The sequence below is a fragment of the Azomonas macrocytogenes genome, from assembly GCF_014191985.1.
Lineage (GTDB): Bacteria > Pseudomonadota > Gammaproteobacteria > Pseudomonadales > Pseudomonadaceae > Azomonas > Azomonas macrocytogenes.
In genome coordinates this window covers 479,291-500,510 of sequence record NZ_JACHXI010000001.1, presented here as the reverse complement: position 1 = coordinate 500,510, position 21,220 = coordinate 479,291, and the positions used below count along the sequence as shown (strand labels likewise).

20 protein-coding genes and 1 tRNA gene are annotated in these 21,220 nt (G+C 57.1%); 7 read left to right on the top strand and 14 right to left on the bottom strand.

Features of this window, described 5'->3' with window-relative positions; genetic code table 11:
- Positions 1-156: 156 nt before the first annotated feature.
- The 8 genes from FHR87_RS18930 to FHR87_RS02335 are packed head-to-tail and all read right to left on the bottom strand — an operon-like array spanning position 157 to position 8,184.
- Positions 157-360 (bottom strand): hypothetical protein, encoded by a 204-nt coding sequence (locus FHR87_RS18930; protein ID WP_221189685.1) that lies wholly within the window; start codon positions 358-360, stop codon positions 157-159.
- Positions 357-764, bottom strand: a complete 408-nt coding sequence (locus FHR87_RS02365; RefSeq protein WP_183165069.1) for a type IV pilin protein — start codon at positions 762-764, stop codon at positions 357-359. The genes FHR87_RS18930 and FHR87_RS02365 overlap by 4 nt, the downstream gene beginning before the upstream one ends.
- Positions 761-5,221, bottom strand: a complete 4,461-nt coding sequence (locus FHR87_RS02360; RefSeq protein WP_183165068.1) for a pilus assembly protein — start codon at positions 5,219-5,221, stop codon at positions 761-763. Before FHR87_RS02360 ends, FHR87_RS02365 begins: the two co-directional genes overlap by 4 nt.
- A gap of 20 nt (positions 5,222-5,241) precedes the next feature.
- A complete protein-coding gene (locus FHR87_RS19595; protein WP_183165067.1) occupies positions 5,242-5,823 on the bottom strand; it encodes a pilus assembly PilX family protein in 582 nt (193 codons plus the stop codon).
- Complete coding sequence (locus tag FHR87_RS02350) at positions 5,820-6,608, bottom strand: prepilin-type N-terminal cleavage/methylation domain-containing protein (protein ID WP_183165066.1); 789 nt, start codon at positions 6,606-6,608, stop codon at positions 5,820-5,822. The genes FHR87_RS19595 and FHR87_RS02350 overlap by 4 nt, the downstream gene beginning before the upstream one ends.
- A 12-nt stretch (positions 6,609-6,620) precedes the next feature.
- Entirely contained in the window at positions 6,621-7,169 is a 549-nt protein-coding gene (pilV, locus tag FHR87_RS02345) for a type IV pilus modification protein PilV (RefSeq protein ID WP_183165065.1), read from the bottom strand.
- Positions 7,166-7,672, bottom strand: a complete 507-nt coding sequence (locus tag FHR87_RS02340) for a GspH/FimT family pseudopilin (protein WP_183165064.1) — start codon at positions 7,670-7,672, stop codon at positions 7,166-7,168. Before FHR87_RS02340 ends, pilV begins: the two co-directional genes overlap by 4 nt.
- Entirely contained in the window at positions 7,669-8,184 is a 516-nt protein-coding gene (locus FHR87_RS02335; protein WP_183165063.1) for a GspH/FimT family protein, read from the bottom strand. The genes FHR87_RS02340 and FHR87_RS02335 overlap by 4 nt, the downstream gene beginning before the upstream one ends.
- Positions 8,185-8,257: 73 nt before the next feature.
- Between FHR87_RS02335 and thiO the strand changes: the two genes are divergently transcribed.
- The 4 genes from thiO (at position 8,258) to FHR87_RS02315 (ending at position 12,493) form a co-directional block, all read left to right on the top strand.
- On the top strand, positions 8,258-9,376 hold the full coding sequence (gene thiO, locus FHR87_RS02330; RefSeq protein WP_183165062.1) for a glycine oxidase ThiO: 1,119 nt from the start codon (positions 8,258-8,260) through the stop codon (positions 9,374-9,376).
- Positions 9,377-9,432: 56 nt separating this feature from the next.
- The gene (locus FHR87_RS02325; protein WP_183165061.1) at positions 9,433-9,804 is read left to right on the top strand and encodes a translation initiation factor Sui1; all 372 of its coding nucleotides are present in this window, start codon (positions 9,433-9,435) and stop codon (positions 9,802-9,804) included.
- Positions 9,805-9,869: 65 nt separating this feature from the next.
- Complete coding sequence (speA, locus tag FHR87_RS02320) at positions 9,870-11,783, top strand: arginine decarboxylase (protein WP_183165060.1); 1,914 nt, start codon at positions 9,870-9,872, stop codon at positions 11,781-11,783.
- Between the two features lie 149 nt (positions 11,784-11,932).
- Positions 11,933-12,493: a biliverdin-producing heme oxygenase gene (locus FHR87_RS02315; protein WP_183165059.1), complete on the top strand. Its 561-nt coding sequence runs from the start codon at positions 11,933-11,935 to the stop codon at positions 12,491-12,493.
- A gap of 61 nt (positions 12,494-12,554) precedes the next feature.
- Here FHR87_RS02315 and FHR87_RS02310 read toward each other — a convergent pair.
- The 5 genes from FHR87_RS02310 to rpsU all read right to left on the bottom strand — a co-directional run bounded on the left by FHR87_RS02310 (position 12,555) and on the right by rpsU (position 17,645).
- Positions 12,555-12,631: transfer RNA gene (locus FHR87_RS02310), tRNA-Ile, on the bottom strand.
- 78 nt (positions 12,632-12,709) lie between these two features.
- Positions 12,710-13,384: a Crp/Fnr family transcriptional regulator gene (locus tag FHR87_RS02305; RefSeq protein WP_183165058.1), complete on the bottom strand. Its 675-nt coding sequence runs from the start codon at positions 13,382-13,384 to the stop codon at positions 12,710-12,712.
- 119 nt (positions 13,385-13,503) lie between these two features.
- Complete coding sequence (gene rpoD / locus FHR87_RS02300; RefSeq protein ID WP_183165057.1) at positions 13,504-15,363, bottom strand: RNA polymerase sigma factor RpoD; 1,860 nt, start codon at positions 15,361-15,363, stop codon at positions 13,504-13,506.
- Positions 15,364-15,417: 54 nt separating this feature from the next.
- Positions 15,418-17,316 carry a DNA primase gene (gene dnaG, locus FHR87_RS02295; protein WP_183165056.1) on the bottom strand — a complete coding sequence of 633 codons (1,899 nt, stop codon included), beginning with the start codon at positions 17,314-17,316 and terminating at the stop codon, positions 15,418-15,420.
- Between the two features lie 113 nt (positions 17,317-17,429).
- The gene (rpsU, locus tag FHR87_RS02290) at positions 17,430-17,645 is read right to left on the bottom strand and encodes a 30S ribosomal protein S21 (protein ID WP_144572094.1); all 216 of its coding nucleotides are present in this window, start codon (positions 17,643-17,645) and stop codon (positions 17,430-17,432) included.
- 202 nt (positions 17,646-17,847) lie between these two features.
- Here rpsU and tsaD point away from each other — a divergent pair, with 202 nt between their 5' ends.
- From tsaD to folK, 3 genes are all read left to right on the top strand, one after another.
- A complete protein-coding gene (gene tsaD / locus FHR87_RS02285) occupies positions 17,848-18,873 on the top strand; it encodes a tRNA (adenosine(37)-N6)-threonylcarbamoyltransferase complex transferase subunit TsaD (protein ID WP_183165055.1) in 1,026 nt (341 codons plus the stop codon).
- 189 nt (positions 18,874-19,062) lie between these two features.
- Positions 19,063-19,416 (top strand): dihydroneopterin aldolase, encoded by a 354-nt coding sequence (folB, locus tag FHR87_RS02280; RefSeq protein ID WP_183165054.1) that lies wholly within the window; start codon positions 19,063-19,065, stop codon positions 19,414-19,416.
- Complete coding sequence (gene folK, locus FHR87_RS02275; protein WP_183165053.1) at positions 19,407-19,943, top strand: 2-amino-4-hydroxy-6-hydroxymethyldihydropteridine diphosphokinase; 537 nt, start codon at positions 19,407-19,409, stop codon at positions 19,941-19,943. The genes folB and folK overlap by 10 nt, the downstream gene beginning before the upstream one ends.
- A 12-nt stretch (positions 19,944-19,955) precedes the next feature.
- On the opposite strand, the gene FHR87_RS02270 is transcribed toward folK, so the two are convergent.
- Positions 19,956-21,194: a multifunctional CCA addition/repair protein gene (locus tag FHR87_RS02270; RefSeq protein WP_183165052.1), complete on the bottom strand. Its 1,239-nt coding sequence runs from the start codon at positions 21,192-21,194 to the stop codon at positions 19,956-19,958.
- Positions 21,195-21,220: the final 26 nt, after the last annotated feature.

Genomic DNA, 21,220 nt, shown 5'->3' with positions numbered 1-21,220 from the left:
ACGATCAAGGTTCCGCGAAAAGGTGCTTCGGGCAATGATGTCTCGAGCCGAATCTGCTGGAGTAGCTGGTTCAAGCCAGCGGGTTCGTCGCCATGTCACTGCCAGGCAGCCTCCTGCGGAGGGCCTTGTATCTGAGCGGCAGGGAGGACCGAGTGTTCAGTGACGGGCGAGGAAATTGTTGCAGCGAGAGCAAGACCGAGCGAGCGGCAGGCCATGATGCTCTTCGCAGCGCTCCGGTTTCCTTGAGTATTTGCACGAGAGAAGCAGCCGATGAGGCAAATGAAACCCGCCATATCGGCTGTGGAACACCAGCGGCAGGTTGCGCTTCACCGGGTGGAGAAAGCGCAGCGGACCTTTCATTTCCAGCATTCGTTTACGGTCGCCGAGCCCGTTTCGCTCCGCGCGCCAGCTTCATCCAGCCCGAGGTTTGCGCACTTGCTGTCGTGAGCCTGGGCATTCTGGGCGGTGGCGGTGAGTGTATAAGTGTTGGCCGAGACGTCCTTGATGCTCAGTTTGTAGAGCTTGTTGGACGAGTCTTCCGGCATGTTCAGCTTGGCAACGGTATCGGCATAGGTGCCGTTCTGAGCAAAGTAGCGCTCCTGCCGGGCGGCCGCCTCGTTCAACAACGCCATGCCCTCGGTACGATTGCCGCGCAAGATGTATTCCTGATAGTTCGGATAGGCAATGGCCGCCAGGATCCCGATGATCACTGTGACGATGACCACTTCGATCAGGGTGAATCCCTGCTGGTGTCTGCTTTTCATTTTTCAGGATCGCTCTCGTCGCTGCTGGCGGCCGGCAGCAGACGCCAGCTTTGGCGACCGTTGGCTTGGTTGCCTGCAGAGAGTTTTTTGGAGGTGCCATCGGTGTAGTACTGGCGGGTGTTGCTAATGGTGAAACCGCCAGCAGGGGTTTCATAGCCGGAAACAACCTCGCCATTGAGGCCGTCCAGGTAATTCACGATGCCGTCGTTGTTCAAATCAAACACGTCGTAGGTCGTACGTTCACCAGCTAGATTGATGGCATAGGTGAAGCCTTTGAGGTTCGCTGTGCAGATATCCGAGTCCGGTATGACTGTAGAAAAAATGAGTCCGCTACCGTACAAGGCCATGTTGTTGATGAGTCGCTCACCATCGGCGCTATCGTCCACCTTGAGGTCCATATACCAGCCCCAGGTCTTCACGGCATCCGGATCACCAAGGTCGGTAGTATCAGGCTTGTACCAGGTAATGGATTTTCCAGTGATCAGGCGCCTGGTGTTGTCATTTGGAGCCGCACTCAGCGTCGATTCACTCAAATTACTGCGACTCTTGTCGGTATCGTCCTCGCTTGTATCCTGGCCTGCGGTCTGTAGATCCCATATGCCATAGAGACTTTGAGTCTGGGTGCTCGCCTTGTCTGGAAGGGTCAGGTATCGACCTGTGCCGAACGCTACCAGATAGCCGGTCAGCAGCGGGTGCCGGATCAACGTCGGGGCGGCGCTGATAGGCTGGCGCTTGCCTTCGCCATCCTTGGCAACATAGAGCGGTTTGCCGCCGAAGGACACCCGGAACTGATCCTTGATAGCCGAGCAATTTTCGGTGCATTTGCCAAACGTGATGGTGACAGTCGGGTCGTACAGGTCGAAGCGCCAGAGGTTGCCTAACAGATCCCCTGCGTAAACATAATCGGTTATGCCATCGCTGTTGAAATCTGCCGTCCGGATATTCGAAAGTCCGTTGCTGGCATCCGTATAGGTGTCGTCCGGATCGGTTTGGGCAGCCAGCTTGCTGATGATCTCCCCTGTTTCGATATCAAGTGCAAACAGGACGGCTTTGTTTGCCGAACTGTTGTAGCCATTGGGGACCAGCGCAGCCCACTGACCACTGTGCAAACGGGTAATTTCCGGTTTTGGAATGCTGTATCCCATATCGGCATCGTTGTCGCTGGTGAACTCCCAGAGCAATTCAGGCGCGGCGGGGTCGGTAATATCGAGTGCGAAGACACCTCGTCCTCCAGCACCCAGGCTGCCAACCAGGACGGTATGCCATGCGTTGCCAAAGTAGACATCGGCAACGGTAGGGGTGCCGTTCACGTAATACTGATGGTTGCCTGATTCGCCACCATATTCTGTAGATGTCAGCAGGTTGAGGTTTTCGATCACCGGCGTAGGCACGAAGGCGAAGGCTTCAACGCCGGTATTGGCATTGAATCCATGCAGCATGCCGTCGTTGGCTCCTACGTAAACCATGGGCGTACGGTTTTTTATGGCGTTCTGGAAGGTTATATAGGATGGTGTTCCGCCATCCAGAGCCCCGGCGCGATAGGCCAGGTATTGCGCGTTTTTTACCAGTGCCGGCGATGAGTCAATGATATCGCCCAGTATCGAGGTGCGACTCCGAAAGGTCGTACAGCCGCTGATTCCCTGGCAGCTGCCACGCACGAAGGCAACTCGAGCCTCGCCGTATCCATCGGTATTGACGGCATCCGGGCTTGCCTTGTTCAGGGCCGTCTGGAGATTCTGCCCCTTGAAAGTCTTGTCCTGCAGGTTGTCCCACTCGAACGGGACCAATTCACTATTCGTGTCGTCGGCCATCCAGATTTTTCTGGAGATTGGGATAGGGATATTTTCACTGGCTTTCCAAACGGTGCTGCTGGCAATGCCAGTGCTGGTAGAGATTTGCTTCTGCTTGATCAAGTCTCCGGTCCAGTCGTCAATATCGAAATCCGTGCGATAGACATAGGCTGTGTCATCGGTGGTAGCGCTACTGCGGTCCACCGACGGGCTGTTGACCGAGGCATTGTTCTGCAGGATTTTGTTGAAGGCGCTTCTCAATTGCTCCTTCAGGGTCAGGGCGTTAGTGACCAGAAAGTAGTTGTCAGGGTCGCCGTCGATGGTGGTGGTGTCTCGTCCGGCGATACCGTATTTGGCCGCGTACCAGAGAGGGTTGTTCAGGGTTGTGGCGGCAGGCGTTTGGCTGGGGATGAAGGCTTGAGTGCTGGTATTTGCCGGCTGCCCGTTGAGCTTTCCCGTCCCGTTGATCCAGGGCAGCTTGGCGCAACCTGCCGGAAAGGAGGTAGGGTCACCCTTCTGAGAGGGGGTTGGGTTGCAGTAACCCGCATTTTGGTCCGGCGGCACATTGAGGAAATAATTAAGGCTTGTGTTCTTGTCCTGCACCACAAGGTAGACACCGTCGCGATCCGTACCGGATATCACGTAGCCCAGGTTCTGGTTGCTGCCGGTGGACTCAGCGGTTGGAGTGACTTGGACAATCAGCTTGCCCTCCAAGATCTTGATCTCATAGGTCACCATGACATCGGTGTCGAAGTCGCTACCTTGCTCGTCCGCCTCGAAGTTGACGCGGAACTTCGCTCCGGTGGCGGAGTACTCCTCGACATAGAGATCGGCGATGGGGTCGGTGGGCTGGTACTGATCCTTGGTGCGATCGGCGCCTTGCCCCTTGATCGTTTTTGCGAATGGCACCAGGGAAATTGTATTTTCACCTACTGTGAATTCGAATTTCGGCAGGGGAGAGGCCAGGGCCACGACATAGGTATCCGTGGTCTGGTCGCCGGATGTGGAGCTTCTCAAGTCGGTCGTGCTGCCGTAGCGGGCGATAGAGGCAGAATAGTAGCTACCCTGCTTGGTCGGCTCTTCCGGCGACAGGCCGCGGATATTGCCGAGTGTGGTGACCTGTTTGGCCGTCGGGGCATAGTCCTCGTTGTCGCCAACCGCCCCGATGAAGCGTAGGCCCGGCACACTGGATTCGAAAGTAGTGATCTTATCTGCCTGCGTGCTGACATTCAGTTTATCGAGATCTCCGCTGAATGATCCGAATGCACTCCCGGGCAACTGGTCGGAATCGTAGGAAACGTTCAGGTTGCTCATCACCAGCATGTTGGGCTTGGCGCACCACTTGGCCTTGGCGGCGCTGTTGCTGGCGTAGGGGTCGTCCCAGGTGGCGGATGTCAGGCCGACGGCACTGTCTTGAGTGCTGGAGCCGCTGACCTTGAAGGCCTCGGTAGGCGATTTTTTGCCGGCGAAGTAGCGCAGCGTCTCGTACATCATTTCGCCGATCGGGTTGCCCCAATCCACATAGTGGCCTTCCTCCATGATGCCGGTGCGGTAGTAGATTTTGTAGGGTTGGTTACTTATCTTGTCATTGTAATATTCACTGCTTGTCTTGCCGTTGTTGTAGTCGCGGATACGCAGGTTGTTCAGGGCTTTGACAATGGTGGCGTTGGAGGAGAACCGTCCCGTTTGAGCGTCGATTTCGTCCTGGAATTGGGAGACGACCTTGCGTAGTACGCCCCCGGACATGTTCTTGTCGTAGCTGCCGGTCAGCAGACCGAACAGCATGGTGCCGTCCTCGCCAAACTCATGCAGCAGACCTACGGGCTTGTAGTGGCCGTTCGAATAGCGCTTGCAATCGGTGCTGGAGCTGTTGGCGCTAGGATAGTCGTCGCTGCACACCTCAACCCGTACGGTGTAGTTTTTACGAGAGCCTTTATGTGTGTTGCCGTTCAAAACCGGGCTTTCGGACGATGCCCAGTCCCAGACGCGAGCCGTGCTGTTGGTGACTACCGACAGGTAGGGGGGGAGGTTGCTGCAGTTGCTCAGTGTTTTGCAGTTCGTGCTGGCGCCCATGGTGACATTACCGAAGAAGTGCCGTTTTCCCGTCTCCGGTTGGCTCAGTGGGGTGTAGTCGCTGATGAGATAGCCGTCTTCGGTCTGGCTGGTGTACTCCTTGGCCCAGGAATGGCTGTCCTGGGGAATGTAGGCGCGGCGAAGGATGGTTTGTGTTTCGGTATCGGTCTCCCGGTGGCCGCCATAGAGCACCTTGCGCAGTGCGTCGATCCGGCTGGTGGTGACATAGTTCAGCCAGTTCCCGGACCATTGGCCAGGGCATTTCCACTGAGCACTCTGGGAGGTTGTCCCGGCCGGGGTAAATAGATCGCTATTAGCGCTGCCGCCCGAGTGGCTGTAGCAGAGATTCGAATCGAACAGGCCGTAATACTGGATGCTCGGCTTGAAATGCAGATCCAGTACGCTATCGCCGTCTATATCGCTGGCATCGTTATAGGCTTCGAAGAACAGGGTGTGATCGCGGCCCAGGACGAGCATGCTCAGCGGAGGCACTGCCTTGCTGACAAACAAGGGAATCTGAGAGAGGTTGATATCGGCGTGTGTCAGTCGACCGGCGGCTAGTAGGCCGAGAGTGAGTAGGGTTTTGCGCAGCATGGCGTTCTCCAACAGGGCTGCTAATTACTGACTCTGATGACCGAGCGTAGGCAGAGAGCCTCAGGGCCACATTCCTTGTAGTCAGCGTTGCCTTGAAAGGCTTGAGCGTTGATTTCGTAGAAAACAGGACAGTTCCCGCTTTCGTCCGGGGCGTTGTTCAGGTAATTCTGGGTGCAGCTAGATTGATTGCTGGGCGGGACTTCGCGGATATACCAGCGAGCGCTGCGCTCCAGGGTTGTCGAACTATCCAACCCCTGGTACTGGAACGACTCCTCGAAGTTGGTGGCGTATGAATCTGCAGTGAGCTTGTCACTGAAAAGACAGGGTGTGCTGCCATCGGCGTCCTCGACGCACAGATTTGGAAGAATGCCTTTGCTGGTTAGCTTGGCGATACGCCGCTCGCCTTCGCGCAAGGCCGATTCGGCAGCGTTGTTCAGGCGTTTCTGTTCGATCAGGTTGCCGGTAATGCGGGCTTCCAGGGTCACTTCGCGCATGCTGGTCGTGGCCAGCAAGGTGATGATGAGCAGCATGAACAAGGTGACGACAAGGGTTGCGCCGCGCTGTTGCAGTGGCCTAGCGGAAAAATGTCGAGAACCGGTCATGGCATCAGGTTCCTTACGGCCATGCCGCTGCTGACGATCCGGTAGAGGCGTTCGTCCTGGCAGGGGCTGTCCTCCTGGCCGGTGAGTGCTTTCCATTGCCCGCAGGCCACGTTCTCCATGCCCTGGTTGAGTTGGCCCTGGGTACTGGCCAGCAGAATGGAATAGCGCAGGCTGCGGATGACCGGGTTGCTGGCATCGAGAGTGCTGGTGTAGCCGGTCACTGTCTTCGTTCCGAGCGGGCCAGTACCTAATTCGAAGTGGATGTCCTCGATCCCTGCGACCAGTTCCTGCCCGTTGCAGCGCAGGCTGCTGTTGTTTTTGTCGAGAGTGATTATTTCGATGAAGGCCGGTGGGTTGGTTATCGGGGTGGTGTAGGGCTGGGAAAGGTCGGTAGTACCGCCTGGGCCGTTGCCCGCACAGTCTCGCTCATCGGCATCACGGGGCTGGTAGCGCAGGCAGATGCTGGTAGCGTCGATTTTACTGATCGATATTCCACTGCCCAGGGCGCAGGTTTTGCCACCAGCGGTCTTGGAAGTGGCGGGAAAAGCCTGTTCCATATCGACATCGGGACGCCGCCGGTAGCCGGCCTTGGCCAGTTGCTGTTCCAGCAGTAGTAGCGTGAAGCGGCCATTTTCCTGGTTGTCGGATTGGCCCTGCTGGTAGAGGTAGTGGCGTTTGTTGTCGATGTAGATCTGGCTGACGCCCAGCAAGAGAAAGCAGCTGAGGGTCATGGCGACCATCAGTTCGACCAGGGACAGTCCGTGTTGTCTCGTCGAATGACGCATGGCGGTTCTTCCTCAGAGTTCTGTGCGAAGCCGATAGCGACAGGTGACTTTTTCGTCTTCTTCGCTTGCCGTGGCGTCCAGGCATTCACCTTTTTTCACTTGCCAGGCGAGCTGGATTTCGATGGCCGAGCCATTGGTGGAGCAGTTCGTTGGGGTGGCGGAGCGGCAGATATAGAAGTCGCTGCTGAGCAGATCCGCCGCGCCAGGCAGGATCTCGCCGGTTTTTTTTGCCCAGCAGCTCAGGCGCTGCGAGGCGCTGGCAGGCAGTGGCGAACAGGTCTCGGGCGCATTCGGAAAGGTACTGCTTTTGGCCTTGTAGTAGCCCGATGTGCTGGGTGGCAGGCCATTGCTATCGACGATGTCCGCGCTGCGGATGATTTCGATCAGGTCGTCGGCCAGCATGGCGGCGGCATTGCGTTGTACCGAATCCTGGGTGAAGGTGATGGTCCTGGCTTGCATGGCCACCATGCCCAGTACACCGATGGCGACCAGTACGATGGTGACCAGCATTTCGATCAGGCTGAAGCCTTGTACGTGTGGGGTCGGGCTGATGGTCTTCATTCGTTCGTCGTTTTCTCGGCTTTGATAAAGCCCGGTGGACTGACGCTGACGGTATAGGTGACAGGCGTTCCGGTGCTGCTGAAGATGACGTTTGCCGCCGTGGCGGAGCCGTCGGTCTGGAACGTGATATTACTAATGCCCGGAGTGGCCATCACACTGTCGGGTAGCGTTATTGTGCGGACGGTCGCATTACTTTGGGTGGCTTTCCAGGTTATCGAGTCGTCTTCCTGGCTGACCTTGATGGGGACACGTTTGGTGACGGCATCGGCGCGAGCTGCCTGCAACAGGGCCTGGAACTCGGCTGCCGCGGCCTGGAGGCGGTGGTTGCGGATGATATTTTCGAAGGCGGGTACCGCTATCGAGATGAGGATGGTCAGCAACAGGATGACGGTCATCAGTTCGATCAAGGTAAAGCCTGCCGAAGGTTTTCTTGCTGGCATGAACTGTTCCAGATATTGGGTGGTTTCGTCGTATTCGGAAAATCCGTGGGATACGGTTGTCATTTTCCAACGCATACCGTTTGGTTTGCCGGGGGTACGGCCTGCCCGGTTTCGCTGCGAACGCGCCCCTGACGATTGAGGATGACCCGCCAGGCGACTTCTTCCTTCTCGTTGCATAAGGTGAATGTGCCGTTGCTGACAGGGGTCAGCCCGCCAGCCTGAAAGCGAATCTGCTTGGAGCCGGACCAATACAGCCGGTGTCCGCTGGTCAGCAGGTTGAACAGCAGGGGCGAGCCATCTGCATCCTTGTGGCGGAGCAGCCAGCCACGTTCCCAGGCATCGTCGCAGGACTGGCCCTGGCTGGAGCCACATAGCCTGACTTCGTGGTTATGTTCGATGCTGTAGGCCCGGGCGCTTTTGAGGAAGGCGACCAATTCGTTGCGCAGGGCTTCGTGGCGGCTGCGTTCGACCCACGCGGCCAGTTCCGGTATGGCAAGTGCAGTCAATAGGGCGAGTAGAGCGATGCAGCAAAGCAGTTCGAGCAGGCTGAAAGCCCGGCAAGTCATGTGGTTCATAACCCGATTCCTTTCCCTGGCAAGGTGTGTATCCTTACAGCCACCTTCATGATCGATGACGATATCAGAAGCGATGATTAGAGAATGTGATAGTGCCGAGGTAGTTGTGATCGGGGCTGGAATCCTGGGGTTGCTATCCGGGCTGATGCTTGCCCGCGAGGGACTGCAGGTCGTTCTGGTCGAGCAGGGCAAGGCTGGCAGCGAGGCGTCCTGGGCGGGAGGAGGGATCGTCTCGCCACTCTATCCCTGGCGCTACAGTACGGCCGTAACGGCCCTGGCGCATTGGTCGCAGGATTTCTATCCGCAACTGGGCGAGCGCCTGTTGGCCGAGACGGGAATCGACCCACAAGTGCATGTTACCGGCCTTTACTGGCTCGATCTTGAGGATGAGGCCGAAGCCCTGGCCTGGGCGCGGAAGTTTGATCGTCCTCTGCGTCCGGTGTCGATGGAGGCTGTCCATGCCGCAGTACCGCCGTTGGGCGCCGGCTTTTCCAGTGCGATCTTTATGGCGAACGTGGCTAATGTCCGCAATCCGCGCTTGTTGCAAGCCCTGCGCGCCAGTCTCGAGCGTATGCCGAACGTGCGCTTGATTGAGCAGTGCGAGGTGACAGGCTTCCTGCGCGAAGGCGAGCGGATCGTTGGCGTGGAGTCTTCTCAGGGAGCATTGCGCGGCGAAAATGTCGTGGTGACGGCTGGGGCCTGGAGCGGCAACTTGCTGGCTGGCCTGGGGCTGGAGTTGCCGGTCAAGCCCATGAAGGGCCAGATGATTCTCTTCAAGTGCGCGGAAGACTTTCTACCCAGCATGGTCATGGCCAAGGGGCGTTATGCGATTCCCCGGCGGGATGGGCACATCCTGGTCGGTAGTACCCTGGAGGATGTAGGGTTCGACAAGGTGCCTACGGAGGATGCACTGGAGAGCCTGCAGGCTTCGGCGTATGAGCTCCTGCCGGCGCTGCAGGAGGCGACGGTGCTCAAGCACTGGGCTGGCTTGCGTCCCGGTTCGCCCGATGGCATTCCCTATATCGGTGCGGTAGCGGGGGCCGAAGGGTTGTGGCTGAATTGTGGCCACTTCCGCAATGGTCTGGTGCTGGCTCCGGCTTCCTGCCGGTTGTTGACCGATCTGATGCAAAAGCGCGAGCCGCTCATCGATCCTGAGCCCTACCGGCCGCGGTTGTCGGCCCGCAGCGCCTGAGCGCGCTGCTTCTGATCATTGCAACGCTTCTTTATGAAAATGCTGGAGAGCTTCCCGTGAACAGGAAAACCACGTCTCTGGCCGGGCTCGGCGGGCTGGTGTATTCCACCGACAAGGGCCGTTGCTGTCCGGAATGCGGGCATCCGACGAATGCTTGTGTCTGCCAGCAGTCCATGGTTCCGGCGGGCGATGGAATCGCCCGGGTTCGCCGTGAAACCAAGGGGCGTGGCGGCAAGACGGTGACCTCCATCAGTGGCGTGCCTCTGGCTGAAGCCGAGCTCAAGGAGCTGGCCAGTGCCTTGAAACGGCGTTGCGGTACGGGAGGTTCGCTCAAGGATGGTGTCATTGAAATCCAGGGGGATCATGTTCAGTTGTTGATCGATGAATTGGTCGGCCGTGGTTTCAAGGCGAAGAAAAGCGGTGGCTGATGCATCTGCAGAAAATATGATCTTCTCTTCACGTCCCGGAACCAAACAGTGATAGGGAGAGCTCGATGTCTGTACGACGCACGCGCAAATCGGACGGTAGCCAATGGACTGCGGCAGATAGCCGTAGTCTCTACGGAATCCGTCACTGGGGGGCTGGATATTTCGCCATCAATGATGCCGGTAGCGTGGAAGTACGGCCCCAGAGCGACTCCGGTAAGCCTATCGATTTCGGCTATTTGATCGGTCAACTGCGCGAAGCCGGATTGAGCCTGCCTCTGCTGGTGCGCTTTCCTGACATTCTGCAAGATCGGGTCCGCCGCCTGACCGGGGCTTTCGACACGCATATCGACAAGCTCGATTACAGCGGTCGCTATACGGCTTTATTCCCGATCAAGGTCAACCAGCAGGAAGCGGTAATCAAGAGCATCATCGCCACGCGAGACGTCGCCATCGGGCTGGAAGCCGGTTCCAAGCCGGAACTGATGGCGGTTCTGGCGCTGGCACCGAAAGGCGGTACCATCGTCTGCAATGGCTACAAGGATCGCGAATTCATCCATTTGGCGCTGATCGGGCAGAAGATCGGCCACAATGTTTTTATCGTGATCGAGAAGGAATCCGAGGTGGAGCTGGTCATCGAGGAGGCCAGGCAGCTTGGCTTGGTTCCGCAGCTCGGTTTGCGGGTTCGCCTGTCGTCGCTGGCCTCCTCCAAGTGGGCGGATACCGGCGGCGAGCGAGCCAAGTTCGGTCTGTCTGCGGCCCAGCTATTGTCGGTGATCGAGCGTCTACGCGAGGCTGGTATCGAGCAAGGTGTCCGCCTGCTGCATTTTCACATGGGGTCGCAGATCGCCAATCTGGCCGATTATCGCCAGGGTTTTCGGGAAGCTATCCGTTATTACGCGGAACTGCGTGCCCTGGGCTTGCCGCTCGATCATATCGATGTTGGCGGCGGGCTGGGGGTGGATTATGACGGAACCCATTCCCGTAACAGCAGTTCGATCAACTATGACATGGATGAGTACGCCGGTACGGTGGTTGGCATGCTCAAGGAATTCTGCGATCGACAGAATCTGCCGCATCCGAATATTTTCTCTGAAAGCGGCCGTGCGATGAGTGCGCACCATGCCGTGTTGGTGATTCAGGTTACCGACATCGAGCGGCACAACGATGAGCTGCCTCAGGTCGAAAAGCGTGACGAACTGCCGGATACCGTGCGTGCGCTGGTCGATCTGACCGGCCCGACGGATGCGGAGATGGTTACGGAAACCTACTGGCGTGCGACTCACTACATGAGCGAATCGGCTGCCCAGTATGCTTCCGGCAAGCTGACGCTGACGCAGAAGGCTCTGGCCGAGCAAAGCTACTTTGCCATCTGTCGCCGTTTGTTCGAACAGCTCAAGGCCAGTCAGCGCTCGCATCGGGCGATTCTGGATGAGCTGAACGACAAGCTGGCCGATAAGTACATCTGCAACTTCTCGGTTTTCCAGAGTTTGCCGGATACTTGGGCCATCGGGCAGATCCTGCCCATCGTACCCCTGCAGCGCCTTGTCGAGGAGCCTGTGCGCCGGGCGGTCCTGCAGGACCTGACATGTGATTCCGATGGCAAGATTCGCCAGTATGTCGACGAGCAGAGCATTGAAACCAGTATGCCAGTACACGAAGTGCAGCCAGGAGAGGAGTATTTTCTAGGCGTATTTTTGGTGGGTGCGTATCAGGAAATCCTGGGCGACATGCACAATCTGTTTGGCGATACCGATTCGGTCAATATCTATCAGCGCCAGGATGGCAGTTATTACCACAGCGGGATCGAGACTCACGACACTATCGAAGACATGCTGCGCTATGTGCACCTGTCTCCGGAAGAGCTCATGACACGCTATCGCGACAAGGTTTCCGGTGGGCATCTGACGGCCAGGGAGCGCACCCAATTCGCCGATGCCTTGCGCCTGGGGTTGACGCGCTCTTCATATCTCATGCCCTGAAACGGGAACACATGGTGAATGATAAAAGAATTCGGACAGAGCATTTTGGTCTGATATTTGAAGCTAGGATGAGGAAAAAGAAGCTCCCAGGACGAAAACGACCATCGCCTGGCGATGAACAATAACCTCTGTTGTGTTGGAGAACCCCGATGGAATCTCTCAGAACTCGGCTCAGGGAAATTTCCGTTGCCTGGCACGTTCAGGCAGATGGTGCATTTTCAAGTTTCCCGCTGGATACGCAGGATGGATATCGGCGCTTTCTCGAAGCTCATGCCTTGGCATTGGTGCCGCTGGAAGAAGCTTTGGAGCGAAGGGGAATCGGGCGTTTGTTGCCTGACTGGATGGAACGTCGTCGACGCTTCGTATTGACGGAGGATATCCAGGTGCTGGGTGGGCAGATCCCAACGCCTGCCAGGGTCGAGTTGCCTGAGAACGATGCCTGGCTATGGGGCGTAGCCTACGTCCTGGAAGGTTCGCGTATGGGCAGCCGCATGCTGGGGAAAAAGATTCATGAGTCCGACAACGCGTGGGCAAAGAAGGCTACAGGCTACCTGACCCACCGCCAGGACGAAGCGATCTGGCCGAAGTTCGTTGCCTGTCTCGAAGAGGCTGCGGATCGACTGGATGAACACTCAGCGATCGCTGGCACGAAGCAGGCTTTCGAGCTGTTTCTGCAAGCAGGCAGGGCAAAAGCAGCTCAGGCTTCCTGATATTTGGCAGGGCCAAGGCAGAGCATTCTGGCAAGCTGCCGCCTGGAACGCATGATGAAGGTGGTGGGCCTTCCCGGGCTCGAACCGGGGACCGAGCGATTATGAGTCGCGCGCTCTAACCAACTGAGCTAAAGGCCCCCAGAAGGCGGGGCGGATTATACCGATCACTTTCCCGACGCAACAAGCTATTGAGCGAAAATCACTTGAATTTACTTTTCACTCGCTGGATGCCTTGCCAGCTTGCTGGCTGCGCAGTTTTAGCAAATCCGGGCGGTGTATATCGAATACGCCGGGTTTGCTACGGCTGAGGATTCCTTCGCGAGCCATTCGGTTGATCAATGATGAAACGGTTTGCCGAGTTGTGCCGAGCAGGCGGGCGATATCTTCGGTGTTGAGGTCGAGTTCCAGTCGATGGCTGTCATTGTGCAGGCGTCCCTTGCGAGCCAGCATGCCATCGAAAAAGCGGGCCAGCCGACCTTCCACATCCCGAAACGCCAAATCCTCGATGATCCGCATGGAGTTGCCGAGCGTTTGACCCAGCACGCGGATGATGATGGGAACGGCACCAGGCATCGAGCTCAGCTTGCTGAGCATCAGTGACGTTTCGCCCAGCAGGACTTCGGTGGGTTTTACCGCTTGCAGGTAGGCACCGCTGTGAGTGCTGTAGATATCCCCGGCTTCGAGAAAGGTCAGGGTATATTCCTTGTCTTCGAAAGCGAGAAAGACGCGTATTCGTCCGTTCTGGACAATGAATACGCTGTTGCGAGAGCCACCTGGACTGCCAAGCAGTTCTCCTTCGATCAGCTCGCGTCGATGGAATCCCTGCAGCAATGCAGGATCATCGAAGGCCTGGAGAGGATGGCCGGGAGCTCGTTTGTCTGTTTCGCTCATGCTTGTCGTTTTGGATTGCCGTTATTAAACATCAGCAAGCATAGCTGGTCAGTAACGGCTTGGTCCAAATCGGGAATAAAGAAGAGAAAGGCCTCCAGCCAGTCGCTGGAGGCCTTCGATCACTCGTCGAGGAACGAACGCAGGTGTTCGCTACGAGTAGGGTGACGAAGCTTGCGCAGTGCCTTGGCCTCGATCTGGCGGATACGCTCGCGCGTGACATCGAACTGCTTGCCGACTTCTTCGAGGGTATGGTCGGTATTCATGTCGATACCAAAACGCATCCGCAGTACCTTGGCTTCACGTGCGGTCAGGCCTGCGAGAACTTCGCGTGTGGCTTCCTTGAGGCTTTCGACTGTAGCTACGTCGATCGGGGATTGCATGGTGGCGTCTTCAATGAAGTCGCCCAGGTGCGAATCCTCGTCATCCCCGATCGGTGTTTCCATGGAAATGGGTTCTTTGGCGATCTTGAGTACCTTGCGGATCTTGTCCTCGGGCATTTCCATGCGTTCGCCAAGCTCTTCCGGCGTTGGTTCGCGGCCCATTTCCTGCAGCATCTGCCGGGAAATGCGATTGAGCTTGTTGATAGTCTCGATCATGTGCACCGGGATCCGGATGGTGCGGGCCTGGTCGGCAATCGAACGGGTGATCGCCTGGCGAATCCACCAGGTTGCATAGGTCGAGAACTTGTAGCCGCGGCGGTATTCGAATTTGTCTACCGCTTTCATCAGGCCGATGTTGCCTTCCTGAATCAGGTCGAGGAATTGCAGCCCGCGGTTGGTGTATTTCTTGGCAATGGATATCACCAGACGCAGGTTGGCTTCGACCATTTCCTTTTTGGCTCGGCGGGCCTTGGCTTCGCCGATGGACATGCGGCGGTTGATATCCTTGATCTCGCCGATGGAGAGATTCGTTTCCTTTTGCAGTTCGAGCAGCTTGTGCTGGCAGGCCTGAATGGCTTCCCGATGCTTGGCAAGGGCCTCGGCATACTTGCTCTTGCCGGCAGCAAGTTTTTCGGCCCAGCCGAGCTCGGTTTCCTGACCGGGGAACAGACGCAGGAAGTCTGCACGAGGCATGCGGGCGTCACGCACGCAAAGCTGCATGATGCTGCGTTCCTGGGTGCGAACCTGGTTGAGCGTGCCGCGCACATGTTCGACCAGTGCATCGTATTGCCGGGGAATGAGCTTGATCGGCATGAACAATTCCGCCAGGGCAGCTTGTTCAGCAAGGCTCTGTGCGCTGTTACGGCCATGTTTTTGCAGGGCTTTCTCGGTTTTTTGCAGTTGCTCGGCTACTGCACCGAAACGCAGACGAGCCACTTCCGGGTCGGGGCCACCGTCGCCTTCTTCTTCTTCGGTATCTCCATCGGCGCTTTCTTCTTCGTCGTCGTCCTTGCCTTCGGTGGCGGCAGCCTTGGTGGGTGCCTGTGGCGCGACAGGTTCGACTTCCTCGGCGGAGGCGCCGTCGTCATCCGGGTCGATATAGCCACTGAAAATATCGGACAGGCGGCCGCTTTCGCTCACGACGCGATCGTATTCGGCAAGAATGCTGGCGACGCTGCCAGGGAAATGGGCTATGGCGCCCATGACTTCACGAATGCCTTCTTCGATACGCTTGGCGATTTCGATTTCGCCCTCGCGAGTCAGTAGCTCGACTGTACCCATTTCACGCATATACATGCGCACAGGGTCAGTGGTGCGGCCGATATCCGTTTCGACTGCGGCCAGTGCCGCCGCAGCTTCTTCTGCGGCGGCTTCGTCGGTTTCGGCTTCGGCTAGAAGCAGAGCATCGGCATCCGGGGCACTCTCGAATACATTGATGCCCATGTCGTTGATCATGCGGATGATGTCTTCCACCTGTTCCGGATCGGAAATATCCTCCGGAAGGTGGTCGTTAACCTCGGCGTAAGTCAGGTAGCCTTGCTCGCGGCCACGCTGGATCAACTCTTTGAGGCGGGATTGCTGTTGCGCTTTTCCGGACATAGAACCCTATCCACTGATGGTCTGGCGGGCTGAACACAAGCGAAGAATTATAGCTCAATTTTGCTTGTGTGTGCCAGTTGAGGCCGGGGTCGGCAGTGAAGTGCCGTGTTGCAGCAGTTCACAAAGCTGCTCTTTTTCTTCTTTGCTGAGCTCGCTTTCGCGGGCTTTGCAGAGAAGCGATTCGAGTCGTTGCTCATGTTGTCTGGCTGCAAGTTTGTTTATGGTGTCGAAAAATTGTTGTTCAAGGTTATCCTCGGATATTAGCCATTCCTTTTCTGCCAGGGCCCGTAGCAGGCGGCCTTGATCGGTTCCGTGCCAGCGCGCCATAAGTTGCAGCGAGCGCAGGTTCGGACTTTTCTGCAAGGCTCCCAGCAGGGCTACGAGTAGTTGAAAGTAGGTGTCTTCTTCTGCGGCAAAGTTACTGGCGTCTTCGACTTTTTGCGCGAACTCCGGATAGCGTAGCAGGGTACGAAGAGTTGTCAGGATTGGTGGTTCGACCGTGCTTGGTCGGTATGAGAGGCGAGGTTGATAGTCCTGCCGTTGAGGTCGTCGGCCTATCTGCTTTTGAGAAATTGGTGCCTGTTGGCCCGGGTCGCTATCTGTAGCGGCATCGCGAAAATAAGGAAGCTGCGCAGGAGCGGTTACAAGGGTAGCGCTTGCCGCCTGCAGGGCTTCGTCATTGAGTCCAGTAAGTTCTGACAGGCGCTGGAGCATCAAGCGGCGCAGGTTGGCGCCTGGAATCTGATCGATAAGCGGGGCGGCGAGTGCGGCCAGGTGCGCCTTGCCTTCCAGTGAATTGGGCGCAGCCTCTTCGCCAAGTTTCTGGAAGAAGTAGTCGGCCAGAGGCTGGGCTTGCTGTTGCATGCGAGCGCGAAAGGCATCCGGGCCTTCGCTACGCACCAGGCTATCCGGGTCTTCGCCTTCGGGTAGAAATAGAAAACGGGTGCGGCGACCGTCCAGAAGGCAGGGCAGGGCCGCTTCCAGTGCGCGCCAGGCTGCCTTGCGTCCAGCCTGGTCGCCATCAAAGCAGAACAGGATACTGGGCGTTATGCGGAACAGCCGCTTGAGGTGTTCCGTGCTGGTTGCCGTGCCCAGTGTCGCGACAGCGTTGCGCAGGTTTTGCTGAGCAAGCGCTATGACATCCATGTAGCCTTCCACAACAAGGATTTCGTCGAGGTGGCGGTTGTGCTGCCTTGCTTCGAACAGTCCGTACAGTTCCTGCCCTTTGTGGAAGATCGGTGTTTCCGGCGAGTTGAGATACTTGGGCTTGTCGTCGCCTAGGACTCGGCCACCAAAGGCGATTACCCGGCCGCGGCTATCGCGAATAGGAAACATGATACGGTCGCGGAAACGGTCGTAGCGCTTGCCAGTCTCAGGATTTTCGATCAGTAGACCGGCATCGATCATTGCCTTTTGTTGCAGGGCATCGCCACCCAGGTGCTTGAGCAGGTTGTCCCAGCCTGGGGGCGCGAGACCGAGGCCGAAATCGCGGGCGATGATTCCAGTCAGTCCGCGTCCTTTCAGGTAATTGATGGCCGGGCCTCTGGATGAGTGGCTTTTGAGTGCCTGGCGGTAATAGTTGGATGCGGCGGCCATCAGGGCATATAGCGGGGAGTCCGTTGCCTGGCGTGGCTTGGGGGGAAGGCCGGTTTCTTCGCGTAGAACCTCGACGCCTGCTTGTCTGGCCAGTTCCTCGACAGCCTGGGGAAAATCCAGGTGGTCGTGGTCCATCACAAAACCAAGGGCGTTGCCACCGGCTCCGCAGCCGAAGCAGTAATAGAATTGTTTGTCCGGGCTGACAGTAAAGGAGGGAGTCTTTTCGTTGTGGAAGGGGCAGCGTGCGGAGTAATTCTTACCAGTTTTCTTGAGCGTGATACGTGAGCCGATTACATCGACGATATCCGTACGATTCAGCAGATCATCGATGAAAGGTTGGGAAATCAGTCCGGCCATGGCTCGTCAGTATCAGGTGGGCCGGGAGCAAGAAAACCCCGAACATTCGCTTGTGCGATGCGGGGTCTCCGTTCGGCTTCCATTCAACAGGAAGCCTGCTTGCTACTGGCGTATCAGTAGAGGCGAACGCTGCGGCGCTGTTCGCGCTGCACTTTCTTGGCATGGCGCTTGACTGCTGCTGCCGCCTTGCGCTTGCGTTCGGAGGTGGGTTTCTCATAGAACTCGCGGCTACGAACTTCAGCCAGAATACCGGCCTTTTCACAGGAGCGCTTGAAGCGACGCAGGGCTACGTCGAAAGGTTCGTTTTCTTTAACTTTGACAGCAGGCATCCAGGGCGTACCTTCACTTGATTACCGGTTTGCAGCGTACTTCGGTCGGTGGCTCGCAAGCACGCTGATTTTTAAGGGTTGCGGATGGTACCCCGTCGACATGTGGAATGCAAAGTTTCCGGCGGGAAAAGCACTGGTCTAGCAATGACCGAGGCGATTAATATGCGCGCCTTCTTTTGATGGCTTCTCAAGGTACGAGCCCATGCGAGTGCTAGGGTTGGAAACGTCCTGCGACGAAACCGGTGTTGCGCTGTACGATAGTGAGCAGGGGTTGTTGGCCGATGCTTTGTTCAGTCAGGTTGACCTGCATAGTGTCTATGGTGGCGTGGTTCCCGAGCTGGCGTCGCGTGATCATGTGAAGCGTCTGTTGCCGCTGATTCGTCAGGTTCTGGACGAAGCTTGCTGTGAGGCTTCCGGGATTGATGCGCTGGCCTATACGGCCGGACCCGGTTTGGTCGGGGCCTTGCTCGTTGGCGCATCCTGCGCTCAGGCATTGGCTTTGGCCTGGAATGTCCCGGCTGTGGCAGTTCATCATATGGAAGGGCATCTTCTGGCGCCGATGCTGGAAGAGGCGCCACCGACTTTCCCTTTCGTCGCCTTGCTGGTTTCCGGTGGGCATACGCAACTGGTAAAGGTCGAAGGAATCGGTCGTTACGAGCTGCTTGGCGAGTCCATCGACGATGCGGCAGGCGAGGCCTTCGACAAAACTGCCAAGTTACTCGGTCTAGGGTACCCAGGTGGGCCGGAAATCGCTCGTCTTGCCATGACTGGCACGCCGGGGCGTTTCGTCTTGCCACGACCGATGACCGATCGCCCCGGTCTGGATTTCAGCTTCAGTGGCCTCAAGACGTCTGCACTGAATACCTGGACCAGATGCCGTAATGCCGGAGATGATGGCGCTCGGACCTGCAGCGATATCGCGCTGGCCTTCCAGCAGGCAGTGGTCGATACGCTGACGATCAAGTGCCGCCGGGCTTTGCAGCAGACTGGCCTGACACGTTTGGTTATCGCTGGTGGAGTAAGCGCCAACCAAGCTTTGCGCGATTCGCTGGCATTGATGTTGGCTGAAATGAATGGACAGGTTTTCTATGCCCGTTCCCGGTTTTGTACGGATAACGGTGCAATGATTGCCTATGCTGGCTGTCAACGGTTGTTGGCCGGTCAACACAATGGGCCAGCGATCGAAGTGCAGGCCAGATGGCCGATGGAGCGCCTCGAGGCGATCTGAAGCGAATAGCTACCGGGGAGCTGGCCTGAGACCGTGCCGATCAAGGTTACAGCGGCTCATGCTGTCTTGAAGTGTTGCCTGGTCAGCTATTGCTAGCAGTGCAGCAATTATATCGAGACCATTCAATCCTTCAAAAGCCACGGGTAACTAACTAAATGGTCAACTCTGAGCGGCATACGGGAAAATAGTGTGGATACGGTTTTTATCGAGGGGCTGGAAGTAGAAACCCTGATTGGAGCCTACGAATGGGAGCGCAATATCCGACAGTGCCTGTACCTGGATTTGGTCATGGGCTGGGATATCCGTCCTGCAGCCGCAGGGGACGCCCTGGACGAGGCACTTGACTATGCGAAGGTCATTGCCAGCGTCGAGCAGTTTGCCGCGCAGGCCGATTACATATTGGTCGAGACATTTGCCGAGGATTTGGCGAGCATGCTTATGCGCGAATTCGGCATTCCCTGGCTGCGGGTGCGTGTGAACAAGCCAGGTGTCCACCCTTGTGTGCGTAGTCTGGGCGTGGAGATCGAGCGCGGATGTCGATGATTTCTGTGTTGCTTGGCCTTGGGAGCAATGTCGAGCGTGAAAAGCATCTGGTCGCAGCATTGGATGAATTGGCCGGCATCTTTACGGATATGCGTTGTTCTGCAGTCTTCGAAAGCCTGGCGGTCGGCTACAAAGGTGATAATTTCTATAATCTAGTGGTCGCTGGACTGACAAGTCTGCCGGTACTGGAGCTGGACCGGCGACTGAAACTCATCGAGGCGGACAATGGCCGTTACGCGCCGGATCGTAGGGGGCTGCCGCTGGATATCGATATATTGGTTTATGGCGATCAAGTGGGCTCCTTTGGTGGTCTGGTGCTGCCGCGCCCGGAGATTCTCAAGAATGCCTTTGTGCTATGGCCGCTTGCTTTGCTGGTTCCGCAGTTGGAGCACCCATTGGCAAAGATGAATTTTGCCGATTTATGGCAAGCGGCCCGATTCGATCAAGGTTTGTGGCCGGTGCCCTTCCAGTGGCAGGGAATGGCGTTGACGCCACAGTCGTTGATCGACCCTGATACGCCTGTGTAAAGTCCTTTGAGATCATGCCTGATTGGCAGAGTGAGCTGTCTTGTAGCTCGATAAGGCATGCAGGCGTTCTTGTTTCAAGGCCTCACCCAATTCTGCCCCCTGATAACCTTTTGCAAGTAGTGGCTGTACTGCAATAGCGCGTGCGGTGTCCGCTGCACCACGCAGATAGGCTGCTTGAAGGTATGTCCGGTCCTGCATGTCCTGGCGACCCCGGGCATCCATTTCGCAGGCGGCCAGATACTGCTCGAAGCGTTCCGGTCGGCGATAGATATCGAAATGCTGCAACAGCTCAAGCAGCGTGGATGGACGAAGTTCCAGGGCACGATGGGCATGAGTGTGGTATTGGCCGACCAGTAGCGATAGCTCCTGGCAATCGCGCGGAGATTTGCAGCGTTGATTGACTGCTCGAATCAGCGCGATTCCATTTTTCTCGTGACAGATATGGCGCGGCCAGTTTTCCGGGAGCGTCGCTCCCTTGCCCAGGTCATGCAGTAGGCAGGACCAACGTACTGCCAATGGCTGTTCATGCAGGGCGCACTGTTGCAGCACCAGCAGGATGTGCAGGCCGGTATCTATTTCCGGATGGTGTTCGGCCGTTTGCGGCACACCGAACAACGCATCCAGTTCTGGAAGTAATTCCTTGAGGGCTCCACAGTCATGCAGTACCTGAATGAAGACATCCGGATAAGGCTCCATCAGGGCGCGAGATATTTCTTTCCAGATACGTTCGGGCGTAAGGGCCTTGAGTTCGCCCGATTCGCTCAATTGGCGCATCAGTTGATGCGTTTCTTTTGCGATGCGAAATCCTAGCCCTGCGTAGCGAGCGGCAAAGCGAGCCACACGCAGCACGCGCAGTGGGTCTTCGCTAAAAGCCGGAGAGACGTGGCGCAGTACACGCGCATCGAGATCCTGCCGGCCCCCGTAAGGATCGATAACCGTACCTTGTTCGTCTTCGGCCAAGGCGTTGATGGTGAGATCCCTGCGGATAAGATCCTGTTCCAGGGTCACTTCCGGGGCGGTATGGAAGGTAAATCCTCCATAGCCTCGCCCGCTTTTGCGTTCGGTGCGGGCGAGGGCGTATTCCTCACCGGTCTTGGGGTGGAGAAATACCGGAAAGTCAGCGCCAACCGGGCGATAGCCCAGAGCCAGCATGTCATCCACCTTGGCACCCACTACCACCCAATCCGTTTCGGTTACCGGGCGTCCCAGTAAGCGATCTCGAACTGCACCACCAACTTTGTAGATTTGCATATGACCTCCGTTGGGCGCGGAGGATA